Below are 16671 nucleotides of genomic sequence, written 5' to 3' on the forward strand. Positions count from 1 at the left end.
GAAGCGCAAAATCACGCCATTTGCAGGCGGCCAGAGCCGGAATCTGTTGGCTTAGAGCCACTTGTCATAGTCAGATACAAGCAGATGCAGCGGCTTCTCGTTTTCTTCAATATTCGAGAAGCGGCCAATCGGCTCGCGGAAAATATTGTCGGTGAGATCATCATTGACGGTCGAGACTTCACCGATCAGCACGTCGCCGCCCTCGCCCCAGAAGGCATGCCAGTTGCCGGGCAGAAGCGTCACGCTTTCACCGGGCGACAGTTTCAGATGCGCGCCCGCCTTCTGCGTCACAAGACGACCGTCGGTCGCGACAGTGACATCGGATTGTTCGCAGACGCTGCCATCGGGACGCGAGTTGAACAGTTCAAGCACCAGCGTGCCGCCACCGCGATTGATGATGTCTTCGGCCTTCACCACATGGCGATGCATCGGCGACAACTGGTTCTCGCGCGAGATCATGATCTTCTCGGCATAAAGCATGCCGCCGCCGCGCTTCAGGTCGTCGGCATTGCCATTGCGTGTCGTAAACAGGAAAAGACCAAGGTCCTTGAACTTGCCCTGGCCGTAATCCGTAATATCCCAGCCCAGACGCGCATCGCGAATGGCTGCAGCGTCACTGCCTGTCCGCTGCTTCAGCTCCTCCGGGGTCCAGTAAGCGAAGGGCGGCATGACATAGCCAAATGAGCGGATAAACGCATCGCTTTCGCGGATAATCTCGTTGATTTCTGAGCGCTTCATGGCCTCTGGACCTCCCACGGAATGAAACAAATTCTGTCTGGTTGGTGTGGTAACTATCTTTTCCACCTGTTGGCAATCCCGGAAATGCTTTGCAGGCAGCTGTCACGCATATTTGCTGTCATACGCCTTGCCGCAAAAGCGACATTTTGGCGTGTCGTCTTTACGCGAAATCCATGTCGCATCCCAATGCGCGTTTAGAACATTTCAGTGATTGAATCATGACAACAGAAGCCAGTCCGGCCCCCGAAGCGGGAACAGACAAGCCATTGATGTAGCGGCAAAGCCGTGCTTCTGGAAGACAAAGGGAACACCGGATCAGGCCAAGGTCGCTGGGAGAACAGCAAATGCCGATCCTAACGAAGATGAAGCAAGGGTCGTGATGATGGACGTTCGCAACGAAATGCTGGGGCTTTTGACCGGGCGCGACCCCAATTTCAGCCTGGAGCAGAAGTTTTACACTGATCCGGATTATTACAAGCTGGATCTGGAAAACATCTTCTATCGCGACTGGCTGTTTGTCGGCCATGATTGCGAACTGCCGAAGACCGGCTCCTACATGACCGTGCAGGTCGGCGCTTATCCGGTCGTCATCGTGCGCGACGCACAGGGCGGCATTCGCGCCTTCCACAATTCCTGTCGTCATCGCGGCTCGCGCATCTGCTCTGCTGAAAAAGGCACGGCGGCCAAGCTCGTCTGCCCCTATCATCAGTGGACCTATGAACTGGACGGACGCCTGCTGTTCGCGCGTCAGGTCGGCCCGGATTTCAAGCCCGCCGAATATGGCCTGAAGCAGGTACATTGCGAAACGGTCGCTGGTTACATCTATATCTGCGTTGCCGACGAAGCGCCGGATTTCGCCTCCTTCCGCAATCTGGTCGAACCTTATCTCGCGCCGCATAATATCAAGGACGCCAAGGTCGCTTTCGAAAGCTCGATCATCGAAAAGGGCAACTGGAAGCTGGTCTGGGAAAACAATCGCGAGTGCTATCACTGCGCCGCCAACCACCCGGAACTCTGCCGCACCTATCCCGAAGCACCATCAGCGACCGGCGTTCAGGGTGTCATGGAAGACCCGGAGATCAACCAGCTCTGGAAGAATTGCGCCAGCGCTGGCCTGCCTGCGGAATTCAAGATGTCCGAAGATGGTCGTTATCGCATCACCCGCATTCCGCTTCTGCGCGATGCGGTGAGCTACACCATGTCGGGCAAGGCCGCAGTCAAGAAGCCGCTCAGCGAGCAGGTTGCAGGCGATACCAATATTGGTGCGATGCTGCTTTTCAACTATCCGGTCACCTGGAACCATCTGATGGCCGACCACGCCATTTCATTCCGCGTCATGCCGATCAGCGCTGAGGAAACCCTCGTCACCACCAAGTGGCTGGTGCACAAGGATGCGGTCGAAGGCGTCGATTACGATCTGGACGAACTGACCCATGTGTGGATACAGACAAATGATCAGGATCGGCAGATCGTCGAGGAAAATGCCGTCGGCATCCGCTCGCCCGCCTATCAGCCCGGCCCTTATTCGGTCGAGCATGAAGGTGGCGTGATGCAGTTCCTCGAATGGTACACCAATACGATCACGCCGCGCCTGCGCGGTGAAGCGGCCAAGCTGAGCCGCGTGGCCTGAGTTTTAGGCCTGCTGACCGAAACAAACCGCAGGCCGGGATCACGTCCGGCCTGTCCCGTTTTGATATGAATAGACAAGCGAGAAGGCCATGCAGCCTCTGAAATATCTGGATGAGATGCTGCCGTGGAACGACAGGCTGCAAATGCTGGAATGCATTTCGGCCATCGAAGAAGCGCCAGATGTCATGACCTTCTCGTTCAAGACCGAGGAAGGCAACTGGTTCCGCTATACGCCGGGCCAGTTCGTCACGCTGGAACTGCCGCTGGAACGGGCGGACGGCCTAGGCCCTGTGCTCAGAACTTATACGCTGTCATCCACGCCCTCGCGGCCCTACCATATTTCGGTGACCGTGAAGGCACAGAAGGACAGTATCGGCACGCGCTGGATGCTCGACAATCTGCGCCCACCGATGAAGATCAAGGCCTATGGCCCGAATGGCGACTTTTCGCTGGCCAATCATCCGAGCGAAAAATACCTGTTCATCTCGGCGGGTTCCGGCATTACGCCGATGGTGTCCATGACCCGCTGGCTGTTTGACTGCGCACCGGGAACCGACATAGCCTTTATCAATTGTGCCCGCACACCGGACGACATCATCTTCCGCAAAGAACTGGAATTGCTATCCGGCCGTATGGACGCAATGCGGCTGGCCTTCGTCGTCGAGCAATCCTCGGCCCGCCACGTCTGGCCGGGCCTGCACGGGCGCATAGACCGGGCGCGGCTTGAATTGCTGGCGCCCGACTTCCAGCATCGCAAGGTGTTCTGCTGCGGCCCGGAGCCGTTCATGAAAGGCGTGCGCGGATTGCTGGAGCAATCCGGCTTCGACATGGCCAATTATCATCAGGAAAGCTTCCAGCCCGCGAGCGAGATTTCGGCGGTGCCTGTCCCAAGTGCACTGGCACCCGCCTCGCCCGCCGCTGCTGCCGCACCGGCAGCGCCTGCGGTGGCCACAGCCAGTGTTGTCTTCAGCCTGTCAGGCATCGAAGTCGAATGCACTGAAAACGACACGATCCTGCTTGCAGCCCGCAATGGCGGCCTGAAAATACCGAGCGCCTGCGAGTTCGGCATTTGCGGCACATGCAAGGTGAAGTGTCTCGGCGGCGAGACCGAGATGAACCACAATGGCGGCATCCGCGATGATGAAATCGAGGAAGGCTACATTCTCGCCTGTTGCAGCCGTCCGCGCGGTCGCGTGGAGATCGACGCTTAAGCCTTCTTCAGGAATTCGGTCCTCAGTACGAGGCCCTTGATCTGTTTGGTGCTGCATTCGACTTCGGCGGGGTTTCCCGTCAGGCGGATGCCCTTGACCATCGTGCCGCGCTTCAGCGTGGTCGAGGTTCCCTTGACCTTCAGATCCTTGATCAGCGTGACGGAATCGCCGTCATTCAATTGCGTGCCGTTGCTGTCGCGCGTGATTTCGTCTGTCATGGTGATCCCTGCCTTTATTGTCACGATTAAGCGCGGTCCCTAGCACCCTTATCCATGTTATACCAGAACGTGCATATTCGCTGGTTTCGGGAAAACGGGCTGATTATAGTCGCTGTGAAAAAGCTGGAAATGAAGCAGGAGCGCCTATGATCGGTCATGCCCTTATTGTCGTCGATGTCCAGAACGACTTCTGCCCCGGCGGCGCGCTGGCTGTCGCGCATGGCGACGAAATCCTGCCTGCCGTCAATCGGCTGATCGAGGAAAGCGAACACGTCATTCTGACACAGGACTGGCACCCGGCGGGTCATTCAAGCTTCGCCAGCACGCATCCGGGCAAGGCCTCTTTTGAGATGGTCGAGATGCCCTACGGGCCGCAAACGCTCTGGCCGGACCATTGCGTGCAAGGCAGCCACGGTGCGGATTTTCACCCCGCCCTGCAATGGACGCGGGCGCAGCTGGTGATCCGCAAAGGTTTCCGTTTCGGTATCGACAGCTATTCCGCCTTTTTCGAAAACGACCGTGAGACGCCGACCGGCCTTGGCGGATATCTGCGCGAACGCAGCATCGGGTCGCTGACGCTGGCGGGTCTCGCAACCGATTTCTGCGTCGCCTATTCCGCGCTCGACGCGGTCGCACAAGGTTTTCAGGTGCGCGTTCGTCTTGATGCCTGCCGCGGCATCGACCTCAACGGCTCCATGAGCCAAATGCTGGAAAAGATGAAGCAGGCTGGCGTCGAACTGATAGACGAGCCTGCTTCAGCTGCACATTTACTCTAGCTCTCCATCGGGCATGACCACATAGATCAATACGGCAATGATGGTGATGAAGAAGCGGAAGGCCGATTCAATGCCATTCCACGTCTGTGACATCCACATGCCGAACCACTCGCCACCCATCGAGATGAAGCCGACCTGCCAGACCAGAAAGCCGAGTGAAAGTCCGGCAATGGCCCATTTCTTGGAGCGGTTGAAGCTGGCGGCACGATCCGTCAGCCGCCCCAGCATCGCGAAGGCGCCAATCCAGCACAGGACCGCGGTCAGCGTTTCAGCAGCGATGATCAGAATATAACCCGCGTGATGCAGAGTGGGATTGTCGATGGCGCGATATTTGATCGATGCATCGGGAAAGATCGTGTCCATCATCAGCACATGCTGGACGAATGCGAAATTGGTGCCGTAATCGGTGATGTTGCCGAAGGCCACCAGCGTGGCAAAGAAAGCGATTGCCGCTACGAAAGCGGTCTTGCTCAAACGGGTAACGACCATGATTGTCCCCTTCAGTTTGACCGCAGCCGACCGACCTCACGGTTCCCCCGGAATGGCCACAGCACGTTAAGCGCAGAGAGCGCACGGCCAAGGCTCATCAATTTTGGCGATTCGGTCAAGCGGGTCGACGATCATGGCTTGCCCTGCCCAATCCGGAACGCAAACAAAAAGGGCGGCTTGTAGCCGCCCATTCCAATCATTGGTATCGAAGCTCAATGGCCCGTGGCCTCTTCGCTTTCATCCTGCCAGTGCGGATTAAGCCGATTATAGCGCAGCGACGACATGAAGGAGAGACCGATCAGAACAGCACCGATCAGGCCGGTAATGACTTCCGGTATGTGAACCAGCGTCTGCACATACATAACCACCGCCAGAACCATGATGGCGTAGAACGCGCCATGTTCGAGATAACGGTATTGGCCAAGCGTCTTGCGCTCAACCAGCATGATGGTGAGTGAGCGCACATAAAAGGCGCCAATGCCGAGGCCGATTGCAATGATGAAGAGGTTGGTCGTCAGCGCGAAAGCGCCGATGACGCCATCGAACGAGAAGCTTGCATCAAGCACTTCCAGATAGATGAACGCGCCCAGACCGCCGCGATGGACCATGTCCATCTGCTCCTGCGTGGCATCCAGCACTTCGCCCAGACCTTCAACCGCCAGGAAGGTCAGGAGACCAAACAGGCCCGCAACGAGGAACGTGTGCGAGTGAACCGCATCGAGCTGGTAGGAGAAAAACAGGATAAGCGCGATGGCAACGCCGATTTCCACGCCCTGCACGGATGCGAATTTGGACATGCGGCTTTCGATTGCCTTGATCCAGTGGACATCCTTCTCGACGTCGAAGAAATACTTCATGCCGACCATCAGCAGGAACGTGCCGCCGAAAGCCGCGATACCCGTATGGGATTCCGCGATGACCCGGGCATATTCATTCGGATGCCAGATGGCGAGCTTGAGCGCTGAAATCGGGTCGGTCCACATGGCGACCGCAACGATGGCCAGCGGGAAAATGATGCGCATGCCGAAAACGGCGATGACGATGCCCCAGGTCAGAAAGCGATGCTGCCATTTCGGGCTCATGTCGCGCAGAATGCGAGCATTCACAATTGCATTGTCGAATGAGAGCGATATCTCAAGGACGCTCAAGACGGCACAAATGATGAAGACGGAGACCATTCCCCCGAACGTGCCGGTCATCTCGTATCCGAGCCAGACGGCAGCCGCGAGACCCACGACTGTAAAAATCATGGGCCATGTAAAATAACGTAGGGTGGCCATTGCAAACCGTTAAATTGTTCAACTCTCAACGAAGCCCTCTCCTCGACGTCTACAGAAGCGACGCCGTTCCCCGTTCAGGCTTTAACCCTATGTAAGAGCCGTCAAATCCCCAAACAAGGGAAACAACGGCAAAATTTTGTTCATAGGTTTGGAAAGGCATTCTGCGGAAAGCGACCCGGCGATTTCGCTTTTCATATTCTCAAATTGTTCAATAGGCCTATCTATAGTGATGGGCGGGGCGTCGGGCGGAAGTCCCCTTGAAGCTGACAGCTTCGAACAACACCAGATATCGATGAGGACCATTGCATTATGCTTCTTCCAGAAGAGCTTCAACGTCGGATAGAAAAGAGCCTCGCGGAAGGCGGCTTTACACCGGCGGAAATGCTGTTGCGCCGCGCGCATCATCTGTCCCTCGACAAGACGAACGGTTCAGGCGCAGCCGCAGACACAATGCTCAAGGAAGCCGGTTTTTCCATTGACGCCAACGATCTGTCCGAGGTCATCGAAAAGAAACCGTGGCTTCTGGAAGTCATCCTTCTGGGTGCCAATCGCAAGCCCGACGGCAATACAGGTCATCACTAGTTCACAGGACGGAAAGCGGCAGCGCCGATGCTTTTCTTCGCTACCCTTTGCCCTATATCGCGCTACGGGGCGTTGCACGCCGATCCGTTCCGATCCTGCATTGAAACGAAGTCACAACAGGGGCCATCCATGACGATATTGAAACGTTCTTTTGCTGCTACTTGCACGGCAATGCTTGTAGCAGGCAGCATGATTGCTGTTCCTGTCGCCGAGGCCTGTACGCGCCTCGTCTATCACGGCGCCAATGACCAGATTATCACGGCCCGTTCCATGGACTGGAAAGTCGACGTGGCAACCAATCTGTGGATCTTCCCGCGCGGCATGAAGCGTTCCGGCGAAGCGGGACCGAATTCCGCTCAGTGGCAATCCAAATATGGCAGCGTCATCGCCTCCGGCTACGATATTTCGACCACGGACGGCCTCAACGAAGCCGGACTTTCGGCAAGCGTGCTCTGGCTTGTGGAATCGGAATATCCGCCCTTCGATGAAAAGCACCCAAGCCTCAGCATTGCCGCCTGGGCGCAATATGTCCTCGACAATTTCGCGACCGTCGATGAAGCCGTCAAAGCGCTGAGCGACAATCCGTTCAATGTCGTGACCGACAAGGTGCCGGGGGAAGATCGCCTCGCCACGCTGCATCTCGCCATGACCGATTCCAGCGGCGACAGCGCCATCATTGAGTATATCGATGGAAAACAGGTAATTCATCACGGCAAGCAATATCCGGTGATGACCAATTCGCCCACTTTCGACCAGCAGCTTGCGCTGAACGCCTATTGGAAAGATATCGGCGGAACAGTCATGCTGCCGGGCACCAATCGCGCCGCCGACCGCTTTGCCCGGGCATCGTTCTACGTCGATGCCATTCCGAAAACGGAAGACCCGGTAAAGACCATTGCCAGCGTGTTCAGCGTGATTCGCAATGTCTCGGTGCCCTTCGGCATCAGCACACCCGATCAGCCCAATATTTCATCGACCCGCTGGCGCACCGTGGCCGACCACAAGCGCAAGCTCTATTTCTTCGAATCCGCGCTGACGCCGAATACATTCTGGATGGATCTGAACAAGATCGATTTTTCACCCGAAACCGGCAAGGTGAAGAAGCTTGATCTCGGCCCCGATCAGACCAACACGTTTTCCGGCATGGTCAATGACCAGTTCAAGGAAACCGAACCGTTCACGTTCCTCGGCCTCTGATACGACAGAACCCCAGACCCCGCCATGGCGGGGTCTTTCTTTCTGGAGGCTGTGTCAGCAGCCATCCACGCGCTGGAGCGACGCTGACAGCCCAATCAGCGAGAAGGTGTAGCGCGTCTGCGTGCCACGCGCTGAAACCGCCTGCACATTGAGTGTCTTGCCCGCACGCATTGCCCGCATGATCCGCGTTTCATCAGCGACATTCTCCGCCCAGGCGCGATTACCTTCGCTGAAGAACGGAAAGGCCGTGCCATCCACCATGACATTCACGGCCTTGTCTGACTTGAGATCATAGCCCATGACGAGCTGTGGGCTGTACTGTCCGCTCGACTTGGAAATAATAATGAAATTATCGCCGTGCCTGACATCTACGGGATGAAATTTAATCGGAACCGTCAAAGCATAGCATTTGTTACCGGGAAGATCAGTGTTTTGATAAACACCCCAGTCCCTGAATTCTCCGATATAATTCGTCTTTGCCGTAGCCACGAGAGAACTCGCCACCAACCCTGCCAGCGCTAACGCAACGGTGGTTGCATTTTTCCTCATCGCCCAAAACCTCCATAATATTACAAAATCACGCATATTTAAAAATTATAACATTGCGTTACTATTTCCTTAACAAACACCTAAAAATTTGTTGAAAATTTGAAGCGGCTAATCCGCCATTCGCGCACGGCCAACCGTTGCGAAATCAACCCGGCAGAGCGGGCCGCGGATATGATCCAAGAATGATGGACGCGCTGAGGTTTGGACAAGCGCAGACGGCAAGAAGCCCAGCCTTCGAAACACGAAGGCTGTTTTGCAAGTCTTTGCTTTTAAAGGAAATGGTGGGCCCGGAGGGACTCGAACCCCCAACCAAGCGGTTATGAGCCGCCGGCTCTAACCAATTGAGCTACAGGCCCCACGCAACACTGGACCTACCCTAAAGAAACGGAAGATACAACTGTCAAATCTGCCAGTCGCCCTAATGCGCACATATTCGATTGCGATGCATGGCATCAGAAGCCACGACGGTCAGGATTCGAAGCTCTCGGTTGCATTAAACCGGCATTTCTATTCTTATATCATGGCGACGCGCATGAGAGGGAACTTAAGAAACAAACGATTTCAACAACAAAGCGAACCGTCCAAATCGGAGCGCTCACAATAAGCTGCCTCAACATTCTCTACAGGAGATTTCATGAAAAACCGCGCTACCACTCTTATTGCAGCCTCTTTTTCGGCAATCATGCTCGCAGGCGCCCTGGCCCTGCCCGCCGCAGCCCAGGAGAACCAGATGTCGAGACAGCCTGCGCGCATTGCCGTGACCGGTGAAGGTACCACGACTGCCGCACCTGACATGGCGATTCTCAATCTCACCGTTCTGCGCGAAGCCCAGACCGCACGCGAAGCCATGACTGCCAATAACGAGGCCATGACCAAGGTTCTGGACGCCATGAAAAAGGCTGGCATCGAGGAACGCGATCTTCAGACCGGCGGTATCAATATTCAGCCGCGTTATGTGTATCCCGATGACAAAAACGGCCTCAAGGAGCCGAGCATCACAAGCTATGCGGTTTCCAACAGCCTGACCGTGCGCGTCCGCGATCTTGCCAAGGTCGGTGAAGTGCTGGATCAGTCGATCACGCTCGGCGTCAATCAGGGCGGCGACCTGAACTTCGTCAACGACAACCCGTCCGCGACCATCAATGAAGCCCGCAAGCGCGCTGTGGCCGATGCTGTCGCCAAGGCGAAGACGCTTGCCGATGCCGCTGGCGTCGGTCTTGGACGTGTCATTGAAATCACAGAACAGGGCCGTCCGCCCATGCCGATGCCAATCGCACGCGGCCAGTTCAAGACAATGGCTGCCGCGGCTCCTGAGGATTCGGTTCCTGTCGCAGCTGGCGAAAACAGCTTCAACGTTTCGGTCAATGTCGTCTTCGAGATCAAGGAGTAGCGGCAGTTTCGATCCTACGAAAAAGGGGCGTATTGCGCCCCTTTTTTATTCGACTGTTTCCGACATAAAAAAAGCCGGGCTGAGTGGATCAGCCCGGCTTTTGTTCATTGCGTTCGATTAGCGGATGATCGGGCAGCCGCGTGCATTGGCGAATACGACGCCGCTCGGACGGCCGTGACGATAGCCGCGCACCTGAACGGATTTGCCGCGATACACGACACGCGCATTGCGAATGCCCATGCGATTTGCCTTCATCTTGGCGGCTTCAACCGAGCAAGCAGGGCCACGATAAACCGGACGTCCATGATGCGGACGACCGCGATAATCGACATTAACAACAGCTCCATGCACTGCGGTGCTGACAGCCGGTGCCGTCATCGGAGACGCGGCATTCGCCGATGCGCCGACCGTAAAGACGGCGGCAAGACCGAGTGCAGCGGTAACGGCAAACGACTTGAGCGAAATAGCGGACATGTTGAACCTCTTCCAATTGAGTGTCAGGCCCTCCGCCTGGGACACCCGATGATTAGCCCCCGGAAGATGAACGAAAAAGAAAGCTGCCGTTCATCTGCCATTCAGCAAAGACGACGCGCGTGGAAGGCACTCTAAAAAAGACATGAAATTCAAACAATTAAGAGAAATAGAAAGATATTCTTTCTCTTTGAGCCAAATAATTAAATTTAAGCAATGTTATAAATTAGAGCGCGTCTCGATCAGGCATGACCATGTGATCGAGATAATCTTCTTCGTCTTCCATGTCGTGATCGAAGGCGGTTACCTTGCCGCGCACGGAAATCCCCGCCTCATGCACAGTGTCCCGCGAACCCGAAACCAGCGGATGCCACCAATAGAGGTCAGAGCCTTCGGCAACGAGGCGATAGGCGCAGGTCACCGGCAGCCAGTTCACTTCATCGACGATTTTTGGCGTCAGGAATACACAATCCGGCACGGTGGCTTTACGGTTCGGATAATCACGGCACTGACAGGTTTCAGGGTTGAGCAACGTGCAGGCCACGCTCGTCCAGTAAATCTCGTCGGTATCATCGTCCAGCAACTTATGCAGACAGCACTGGCCACAACCGTCGCACAGGCTTTCCCACTCGCTGCGGGTCAGCTGATTGAGCTTTTTGGTTTTCCAGAAGGGTTTGTCGGTCATGATTGAGCCTATAACGGAATTATGTCGGGAATGGCGTGGACAAATCGCCGCCCTGACTGCAGCTGATGAGTACTGCTAATTGACTATTGAAAGCCCCGCCTGCGTGGGCTAAGTCACAAGGGTCATCCCAATGATCGTAAGCGTCTAACGTCAGGCAACGCATCAACCGACCGGAAACGGCCGTCGATGCACTGATCGTTGTCTTCCGCTTTCCGCTCTGAATTTCAGGTACTATTATGTCAAATTCTGACACGCCGCGTCGCAGGAAGCTGCCAGCGCGTTACGCTTCCATCGTCATGCCGCTCATTCTTTCGATGCTGATGACGCTCGTGGTCTCCCTCATCGCCACGGCAAAAAGCCTCGGCTTTGCCCATCCCGAACTTGCATCCAACTGGATGAGCTCATGGGTGGTTTCGTGGATCGTGGCTTTCCCGGTTCTGCTGATGCTTCTGCCAATCGTGCGCAAAATGGTGGCCTTTGTGTGCCACCCGCACTGATCTGATCATCGGGACAAACCAATAAAAAGCGCCGCGCATGGGTCCATGCGCGGCGCTTTCATTTGAAATGGAGACGATTAGCGGAAGATATGCTCGCCCTGTTCGTCAACGATCTGGCGACCCTTGTTCAGCGCAATGCTGGCGGCATCTTCGATGCCGGGGCAACGGTCGGCGCGAACGAAGCGATATTCCTTCAGTTCACCATTGATCGTTTTGGAGATCACACCGCACACCTGATACTGACCGCCCTCGCTGTAAGGCGTGGCGACGATCAGAAAATCCTTGTGCTCTGTGCGACCGGCCTCTTTCGGCTCCGCTGATTTCTCAGCGGCTTCGCCACCGCCGCCGAACAGACGCTTCAAAAACGACATGGTGCTCCCCTTTTTTTAAGAATCGAGGAACGAACGCAGCTTGCGCGAACGGCTCGGATGCTTGAGCTTGCGCAGTGCCTTCGCTTCGATCTGACGGATACGTTCGCGGGTAACCGAGAACTGCTGACCGACTTCTTCGAGCGTGTGGTCGGTGTTCATACCGATACCGAAGCGCATACGCAGAACGCGTTCTTCACGTGGCGTCAGCGAAGCCAGAACACGGGTCGTCGTATCGCGCAGGTTCGCCTGAATGGCGGCGTCGATCGGCAGAAGCGCGTTCTTGTCCTCGATGAAATCGCCCAGATGTGAATCTTCCTCATCGCCAACCGGCGTTTCGAGAGAGATCGGCTCCTTGGCGATCTTCAGCACCTTGCGCACTTTTTCGAGCGGCATGGCAAGCTTTTCCGCCAGTTCTTCCGGCGTCGGCTCGCGACCGATTTCGTGCAGCATCTGGCGCGACGTGCGAACGATCTTGTTGATCGTTTCGATCATGTGCACCGGAATACGGATGGTGCGCGCCTGATCGGCAATCGAACGGGTGATCGCCTGACGAATCCACCAAGTCGCGTAGGTCGAGAACTTGTAACCGCGACGGTATTCGAACTTGTCGACCGCCTTCATCAGGCCGATATTGCCTTCCTGAATGAGATCGAGGAACTGAAGACCACGGTTCGTGTACTTCTTGGCAATGGAAATCACGAGACGCAGATTGGCCTCGACCATTTCCTTCTTGGCGATGCTGGCTTCGCGTTCACCCTTCTGCACCTGATTGACGATGCGACGGAATTCGCCGATCGAAATCGCGGTTTCAGTGGCGAGGTTCTGAATTTCGCTGCGCAGGCGGGCAATCGTGCCCACTTCCTTGGTGGCAAAATCCTTCCAGCCGCGGGCCGACAGCAGACCAACGCGCTCAACCCAGTTCGGATCGAGTTCGTGGCCCTGATATTCCTTGAGGAACTCATCGCGACGCACGCCGAAGGATTCAGCCAGACGCAGAAGCTTGCCTTCGTTCTGAACCAGACGCTTGTTGATATCGTAAAGCTGTTCGACCAGCTGTTCGATACGGTTCTGATTGAGAGAGAGCGACTTCACGGCAGTGATCAGCTCGTCTTTCAGTTCCTTGTAGCGGCGCTCCTGGCTGGAGGAGAGTTCGCCGGTCGCGGCCAGACGGCCCTCGACCTGCTGGTCCTGCAGCTTGCGCAGCTTCTTGTAGGTATCGGCGATGAGGTCGAGCGTTTCCATGACCTGCGGGCGCAGTTCGGCTTCCATAGCCGCCAGCGACAGGTTGGCTTCGTCTTCGTCCTCTTCTTCCTCTTCGACCGGCATGTCGCCGCCGACATTGGTGATGTCGTCGTCGTCACGCGAACGGCGCGCAGGCTTGTCATCGCGCGGACGTTCTTCTTCCACGCGCTCGATTACCGGCGCCTGCTTGGCTTCCGGACCAGCATAGGTGGTTTCGAGGTCAATGATTTCGCGCAGGAGAATGTTGGATTCGTTCAGCTGATCGCGCCAGATGATGATGGCCTGGAAGGTCAACGGGCTTTCGCACAGCCCTGCAATCATCGTTTCGCGACCGGCTTCAATGCGCTTTGCGATGGCGATTTCGCCTTCGCGCGACAGAAGCTCCACCGAACCCATTTCGCGCAGATACATGCGCACGGGATCGTCGGTACGGTCGGTCGGCTCTTTCTTGGTCGTCGTGGTGGCAACGGCAGTGCCGCCGGTCTCGACCAGATCGCCGCCTTCTTCCGCGTCGTCGTCGTTGTTGTTTTCTTCGCGATCGTTGTCTTGCTCGTCGTCTTCAACGACGTTGATGCCCATGTCGGAAAGCATGGCCATGGTGTCTTCGATCTGTTCCGACGTCACTTCCTCAGAAGGAAGAACGGCGTTCAGCTCGTCCATGGTCACATAGCCACGCTTCTTCGCGACCTTGATCATCTTCTTGACAGCATCGTCAGAAAGGTCGAGAAGCGGACCGTCGGCAGCACCTTCGCGCTCGACTTCGGCTTCTTCGTTTTCCTTAACCTTCGTTGCCATATGTTCTTCTCCAGGCGACCCCGGTCGCTTTTAAGATATATAGAGTGTCCGAACGGTTTTGCGAGACTGCAAGCCGCCGGTTGATTCTGCGAGTAGCTGATTTGCCGTTAATGGCGGATTAACCCTGCCCTCGGTATCAGGCTCCATCGTGATCGATTTTCTGTGGGCAGATCCGGTGACATCACGTCATCGCAACGGTTTTTTGCCCTTGTTCCGCATCTCGCTTCACCCGGAGCAGAGGTGTCGGAACATCATCGGTATCCGTTCTATCCTTGTTCGAACTGTCGTGATTCCGTCATTTACGCCATACGTCAAGAGCGACTCACCTGATTCGCCCTCAAAAAGCGAATCATTTGTTGTCGCGGCCTATCCGCGGGCTAATTAGAGCGCCATTGGCCGCCTGCAACCCCGTATTCCCGGCACTTTTCAATAAAGTGATTCGGCCTGCCGAATCAGAAGCCGCCGGGTGAGCGGCCGGACGACAGACCGAACCCGTCGATCAGGGCTTCGGTCGCATCTGCCTTTAAAATCTGATTTTGTATATCGATGAGGCGCGCATAAAGTTCGCCCGTCTCATCGGTTTCCAGTGCGGCCTCAACGGCTCGCAGCTCCTTATGTAGTGTGCGGGCGCGCTGATGCAAGTGAAGCGCCTGCCGCAATGCTTCGCGTGCGTCATCTTCCGCCGCCAGTGCGGTTGCGGTCCAGAGCCTTGCACCCTTTACCACCTGTTCCAGCGTTTCGATCAGATCGCGATGCCCGGCATTGACCAGCGCATGACGCATAGCGTCGCCATTATCCACGTGGTCGGAAGCCAGAACATCCAGCATGGCGAGATGAAGCGTCTTCAACGCATCATGTGCCAGATCAAGCCCGGCAATCTTTTCAAAATCTTCCTCGATCAGACGCGGGTGATTGAGAAGCGTCAGCACGATTGCCGTTTCCCGCAAGGGTGCATGGGTGCCCGCGCCCGGACGCCCGCCCTTGACCAGCGTGGAGCGAACGAGGCTGTCGGAGATCGCAAGACGTCCACCGCCGCCCATGCCGGGGCCACCGCGTCCACGCCCGTTGTCGTTGCGCCGGTTGAAGGACGAGTTGCGCTGGCCGCCCTGCTGCCGCCCCTGCCCGAAAAACGCCTGAGCGCGTTCGCGCATATCCTGACCGTAATGGCGGCGAATATCTTCATTGGCGATGCGGCTGGTGATTTCGCGCAGACGCGCTTCCAGTTCGGCGCGCCGTTCCGGCGTGTCGAACACACCGCCAATAGTTTCGCGCGTCCAGATCATGTCGACAAGCGGCCTGGCGTCACGCAGCACGGCATGAAACGCCGCCGGACCTTCCGCCTTGACCAGATCGTCCGGGTCCTGCCCTTCCGGCAAAAGCGCAAAGCGCAGCGACTTGCCGGGTTGCAAGGTTGGCAGACCGAGATCAGCGGCACGATAGGCGGCGCGAAGTCCAGCGCCGTCACCATCGAAGCACAGGACGGGCTCCGGACTGATACGCCAGAGAAGTTCGAGCTGCTCTTCGGTCAGCGCCGTACCAAGCGGCGCTACGACATGATGAATACCCGCCTGCGCCAGTGCGATCACATCCATATAGCCTTCGACAGCGATGATCGGCTTGGCCGGTTCGCCATTTTGCGGCTGACAGGCTTTGCGGGCACGCAGGCCGTTATAAAGCACTCGCCCCTTGTGGAAGAGCTCGGTTTCCGGCGAGTTCAGATATTTGGCTGGTGCATCCGCAGAAAGCGCGCGACCACCAAAAGCGATGATGCGTCCGCGCAGATCTTCAATCGGGAACATGACGCGGTCGCGGAAGCGGTCATAAGAAACGGCAATACCCTCGCCATGCACCACGAGGCCGCAAGCCTCGATCTGCTCGCGCGATACGCCCTTGCCTGCCAGAAACTCTTTCAGGGCATTGCGCGATTCCGGCGCATAACCCATGCGGAACGCCTGCTGCGTCGCGCTTGAAAGCCCACGGTCGCGCAGATAGGCACGCGCCTTGGCGCCAGTTGCACTCTGCAACTGCGCCTCAAAGAACTGCGTCGCCAATTCCATGACGTCGTAAAGGGTTGCGCGCTGCGCCTCGCGCTTTTCCATTTCAGGATCGCGCGCTGGCATCGGCACGCCCGCCATATCGGCCACGCGCTCCACAGCTTCGGGAAAGCTCAGGCCTTCGAGTTCGGTCAGAAACTTGAAGTGATCGCCTGTCACGCCACAGCCGAAACAGTGATAACGCCCCTTGCGATCCTCGCAGTGGAAGCTCGGCGTATTTTCGCCGTGGAAGGGACAACAGGCCCAGAAATCACCCTTCGGCGGATTGCTCTTTTTCCGGTCGAACGAAACCCGCGCTCCGATCAGCGTCGAGATCGGCACGCGATCTCTGATCTCATCAAGAAAGGAGGGTGGGAAACGCATTGCGGGTGTCACTTCCAGATCGATCCTGAACATCGATAGGCCCGTGAACCAGAGGGTTCCAGGCACGGCGATGTCTTCGGTGTTTGCAAACAGGTTCTACATATAAGCACCACCAACCCCGGCGTCCATCGCAC

17 protein-coding genes and 1 tRNA gene are annotated in these 16671 nt (G+C 56.6%); 7 read left to right on the forward strand and 11 right to left on the reverse strand.

The genetic code is table 11. The features are described from left to right. Positions 1-51 precede the first annotated feature (51 nt). Positions 52-738, reverse strand: a complete 687-nt coding sequence (locus tag ACTJKP_RS03935) for a D-lyxose/D-mannose family sugar isomerase (RefSeq protein ID WP_078338682.1) — start codon at positions 736-738, stop codon at positions 52-54. A 382-nt stretch (positions 739-1120) separates the two neighbouring features. Here ACTJKP_RS03935 and ACTJKP_RS03940 point away from each other — a divergent pair, with 382 nt between their 5' ends. Together ACTJKP_RS03940 and ACTJKP_RS03945 are read left to right on the forward strand one after the other, a co-directional pair. After that, positions 1121-2368, forward strand: coding sequence for an aromatic ring-hydroxylating oxygenase subunit alpha (locus ACTJKP_RS03940; protein ID WP_440629879.1), 1248 nt, complete (start codon positions 1121-1123; stop codon positions 2366-2368). An 88-nt stretch (positions 2369-2456) separates the two neighbouring features. Beyond that, positions 2457-3578, forward strand: coding sequence for a 2Fe-2S iron-sulfur cluster-binding protein (locus tag ACTJKP_RS03945; RefSeq protein ID WP_440629759.1), 1122 nt, complete (start codon positions 2457-2459; stop codon positions 3576-3578). On the opposite strand, the gene ACTJKP_RS03950 is transcribed toward ACTJKP_RS03945, so the two are convergent. Then, positions 3575-3796, reverse strand: a complete 222-nt coding sequence (locus tag ACTJKP_RS03950) for an alkylphosphonate utilization protein (protein ID WP_440629760.1) — start codon at positions 3794-3796, stop codon at positions 3575-3577. The two genes, ACTJKP_RS03945 and ACTJKP_RS03950, sit on opposite strands and share 4 nt — an antisense overlap. Before the next feature lie 146 nt (positions 3797-3942). On the opposite strand from ACTJKP_RS03950, the gene pncA reads away from it, so the two are divergent. Continuing rightward, positions 3943-4572, forward strand: coding sequence for a bifunctional nicotinamidase/pyrazinamidase (gene pncA, locus ACTJKP_RS03955; protein WP_440629761.1), 630 nt, complete (start codon positions 3943-3945; stop codon positions 4570-4572). Here pncA and ACTJKP_RS03960 read toward each other — a convergent pair. Continuing rightward, complete coding sequence (locus ACTJKP_RS03960; RefSeq protein WP_440629762.1) at positions 4564-5061, reverse strand: DUF2165 family protein; 498 nt, start codon at positions 5059-5061, stop codon at positions 4564-4566. The genes pncA and ACTJKP_RS03960 overlap by 9 nt on opposite strands. 212 nt (positions 5062-5273) lie before the next feature. Further along, complete coding sequence (locus ACTJKP_RS03965) at positions 5274-6341, reverse strand: DUF475 domain-containing protein (protein ID WP_078338687.1); 1068 nt, start codon at positions 6339-6341, stop codon at positions 5274-5276. 309 nt (positions 6342-6650) lie between these two features. On the opposite strand from ACTJKP_RS03965, the gene ACTJKP_RS03970 reads away from it, so the two are divergent. Continuing rightward, on the forward strand, positions 6651-6923 hold the full coding sequence (locus tag ACTJKP_RS03970) for a hypothetical protein (RefSeq protein WP_078338689.1): 273 nt from the start codon (positions 6651-6653) through the stop codon (positions 6921-6923). Between the two features lie 129 nt (positions 6924-7052). Beyond that, entirely contained in the window at positions 7053-8120 is a 1068-nt protein-coding gene (locus tag ACTJKP_RS03975) for a linear amide C-N hydrolase (protein WP_440629763.1), read from the forward strand. Between the two features lie 54 nt (positions 8121-8174). On the opposite strand, the gene ACTJKP_RS03980 is transcribed toward ACTJKP_RS03975, so the two are convergent. After that, a complete protein-coding gene (locus ACTJKP_RS03980; protein WP_078338691.1) occupies positions 8175-8669 on the reverse strand; it encodes an invasion associated locus B family protein in 495 nt (164 codons plus the stop codon). A 279-nt stretch (positions 8670-8948) separates the two neighbouring features. After that, positions 8949-9025, reverse strand: a tRNA-Ile gene (locus ACTJKP_RS03985). Positions 9026-9303: 278 nt separating this feature from the next. Between ACTJKP_RS03985 and ACTJKP_RS03990 the strand changes: the two genes are divergently transcribed. Beyond that, positions 9304-10059, forward strand: coding sequence for an SIMPL domain-containing protein (locus tag ACTJKP_RS03990; RefSeq protein ID WP_078338692.1), 756 nt, complete (start codon positions 9304-9306; stop codon positions 10057-10059). Between the two features lie 117 nt (positions 10060-10176). On the opposite strand, the gene ACTJKP_RS03995 is transcribed toward ACTJKP_RS03990, so the two are convergent. Then, positions 10177-10533, reverse strand: a complete 357-nt coding sequence (locus tag ACTJKP_RS03995; protein WP_440629764.1) for an antifreeze protein — start codon at positions 10531-10533, stop codon at positions 10177-10179. A gap of 223 nt (positions 10534-10756) precedes the next feature. Further along, positions 10757-11215: a YcgN family cysteine cluster protein gene (locus ACTJKP_RS04000; RefSeq protein ID WP_440629765.1), complete on the reverse strand. Its 459-nt coding sequence runs from the start codon at positions 11213-11215 to the stop codon at positions 10757-10759. Between the two features lie 236 nt (positions 11216-11451). Between ACTJKP_RS04000 and ACTJKP_RS04005 the strand changes: the two genes are divergently transcribed. Next, positions 11452-11712 (forward strand): DUF2798 domain-containing protein, encoded by a 261-nt coding sequence (locus ACTJKP_RS04005; RefSeq protein ID WP_440629766.1) that lies wholly within the window; start codon positions 11452-11454, stop codon positions 11710-11712. 77 nt (positions 11713-11789) lie between these two features. On the opposite strand, the gene ACTJKP_RS04010 is transcribed toward ACTJKP_RS04005, so the two are convergent. The 3 genes from ACTJKP_RS04010 to dnaG all read right to left on the reverse strand — a co-directional run bounded on the left by ACTJKP_RS04010 (position 11790) and on the right by dnaG (position 16537). Beyond that, positions 11790-12083, reverse strand: coding sequence for an HlyU family transcriptional regulator (locus tag ACTJKP_RS04010; protein WP_078338696.1), 294 nt, complete (start codon positions 12081-12083; stop codon positions 11790-11792). 15 nt (positions 12084-12098) lie between these two features. Beyond that, positions 12099-14120: an RNA polymerase sigma factor RpoD gene (gene rpoD, locus ACTJKP_RS04015; protein ID WP_078338697.1), complete on the reverse strand. Its 2022-nt coding sequence runs from the start codon at positions 14118-14120 to the stop codon at positions 12099-12101. A 452-nt stretch (positions 14121-14572) separates the two neighbouring features. Then, positions 14573-16537, reverse strand: a complete 1965-nt coding sequence (gene dnaG / locus ACTJKP_RS04020) for a DNA primase (protein WP_440629880.1) — start codon at positions 16535-16537, stop codon at positions 14573-14575. Between the last annotated feature and the right edge of the window lie 134 nt (positions 16538-16671).

This window comes from Brucella sp. 22210, assembly GCF_052045675.1.
Taxonomy (GTDB): Bacteria; Pseudomonadota; Alphaproteobacteria; order Rhizobiales; family Rhizobiaceae; genus Brucella.

What these genes read in the sequence shown, in the direction of transcription:
- ACTJKP_RS03935 (WP_078338682.1), bottom strand. Translation starts at nt 738, where the DNA reads ATGAAGCGCTCAGAAATCAACGAGATTATCCGCGAAAGCGATGCGTTT.
- ACTJKP_RS03940 (WP_440629879.1), top strand. Translation starts at nt 1,121, where the DNA reads ATGGACGTTCGCAACGAAATGCTGGGGCTTTTGACCGGGCGCGACCCC.
- ACTJKP_RS03945 (WP_440629759.1), top strand. Translation starts at nt 2,457, where the DNA reads ATGCAGCCTCTGAAATATCTGGATGAGATGCTGCCGTGGAACGACAGG.
- ACTJKP_RS03950 (WP_440629760.1), bottom strand. Translation starts at nt 3,796, where the DNA reads ATGACAGACGAAATCACGCGCGACAGCAACGGCACGCAATTGAATGAC.
- pncA (WP_440629761.1), top strand. Translation starts at nt 3,943, where the DNA reads ATGATCGGTCATGCCCTTATTGTCGTCGATGTCCAGAACGACTTCTGC.
- ACTJKP_RS03960 (WP_440629762.1), bottom strand. Translation starts at nt 5,061, where the DNA reads ATGGTCGTTACCCGTTTGAGCAAGACCGCTTTCGTAGCGGCAATCGCT.
- ACTJKP_RS03965 (WP_078338687.1), bottom strand. Translation starts at nt 6,341, where the DNA reads ATGGCCACCCTACGTTATTTTACATGGCCCATGATTTTTACAGTCGTG.
- ACTJKP_RS03970 (WP_078338689.1), top strand. Translation starts at nt 6,651, where the DNA reads ATGCTTCTTCCAGAAGAGCTTCAACGTCGGATAGAAAAGAGCCTCGCG.
- ACTJKP_RS03975 (WP_440629763.1), top strand. Translation starts at nt 7,053, where the DNA reads ATGACGATATTGAAACGTTCTTTTGCTGCTACTTGCACGGCAATGCTT.
- ACTJKP_RS03980 (WP_078338691.1), bottom strand. Translation starts at nt 8,669, where the DNA reads ATGAGGAAAAATGCAACCACCGTTGCGTTAGCGCTGGCAGGGTTGGTG.
- ACTJKP_RS03990 (WP_078338692.1), top strand. Translation starts at nt 9,304, where the DNA reads ATGAAAAACCGCGCTACCACTCTTATTGCAGCCTCTTTTTCGGCAATC.
- ACTJKP_RS03995 (WP_440629764.1), bottom strand. Translation starts at nt 10,533, where the DNA reads ATGTCCGCTATTTCGCTCAAGTCGTTTGCCGTTACCGCTGCACTCGGT.
- ACTJKP_RS04000 (WP_440629765.1), bottom strand. Translation starts at nt 11,215, where the DNA reads ATGACCGACAAACCCTTCTGGAAAACCAAAAAGCTCAATCAGCTGACC.
- ACTJKP_RS04005 (WP_440629766.1), top strand. Translation starts at nt 11,452, where the DNA reads ATGTCAAATTCTGACACGCCGCGTCGCAGGAAGCTGCCAGCGCGTTAC.
- ACTJKP_RS04010 (WP_078338696.1), bottom strand. Translation starts at nt 12,083, where the DNA reads ATGTCGTTTTTGAAGCGTCTGTTCGGCGGCGGTGGCGAAGCCGCTGAG.
- rpoD (WP_078338697.1), bottom strand. Translation starts at nt 14,120, where the DNA reads ATGGCAACGAAGGTTAAGGAAAACGAAGAAGCCGAAGTCGAGCGCGAA.
- dnaG (WP_440629880.1), bottom strand. Translation starts at nt 16,537, where the DNA reads ATGCGTTTCCCACCCTCCTTTCTTGATGAGATCAGAGATCGCGTGCCG.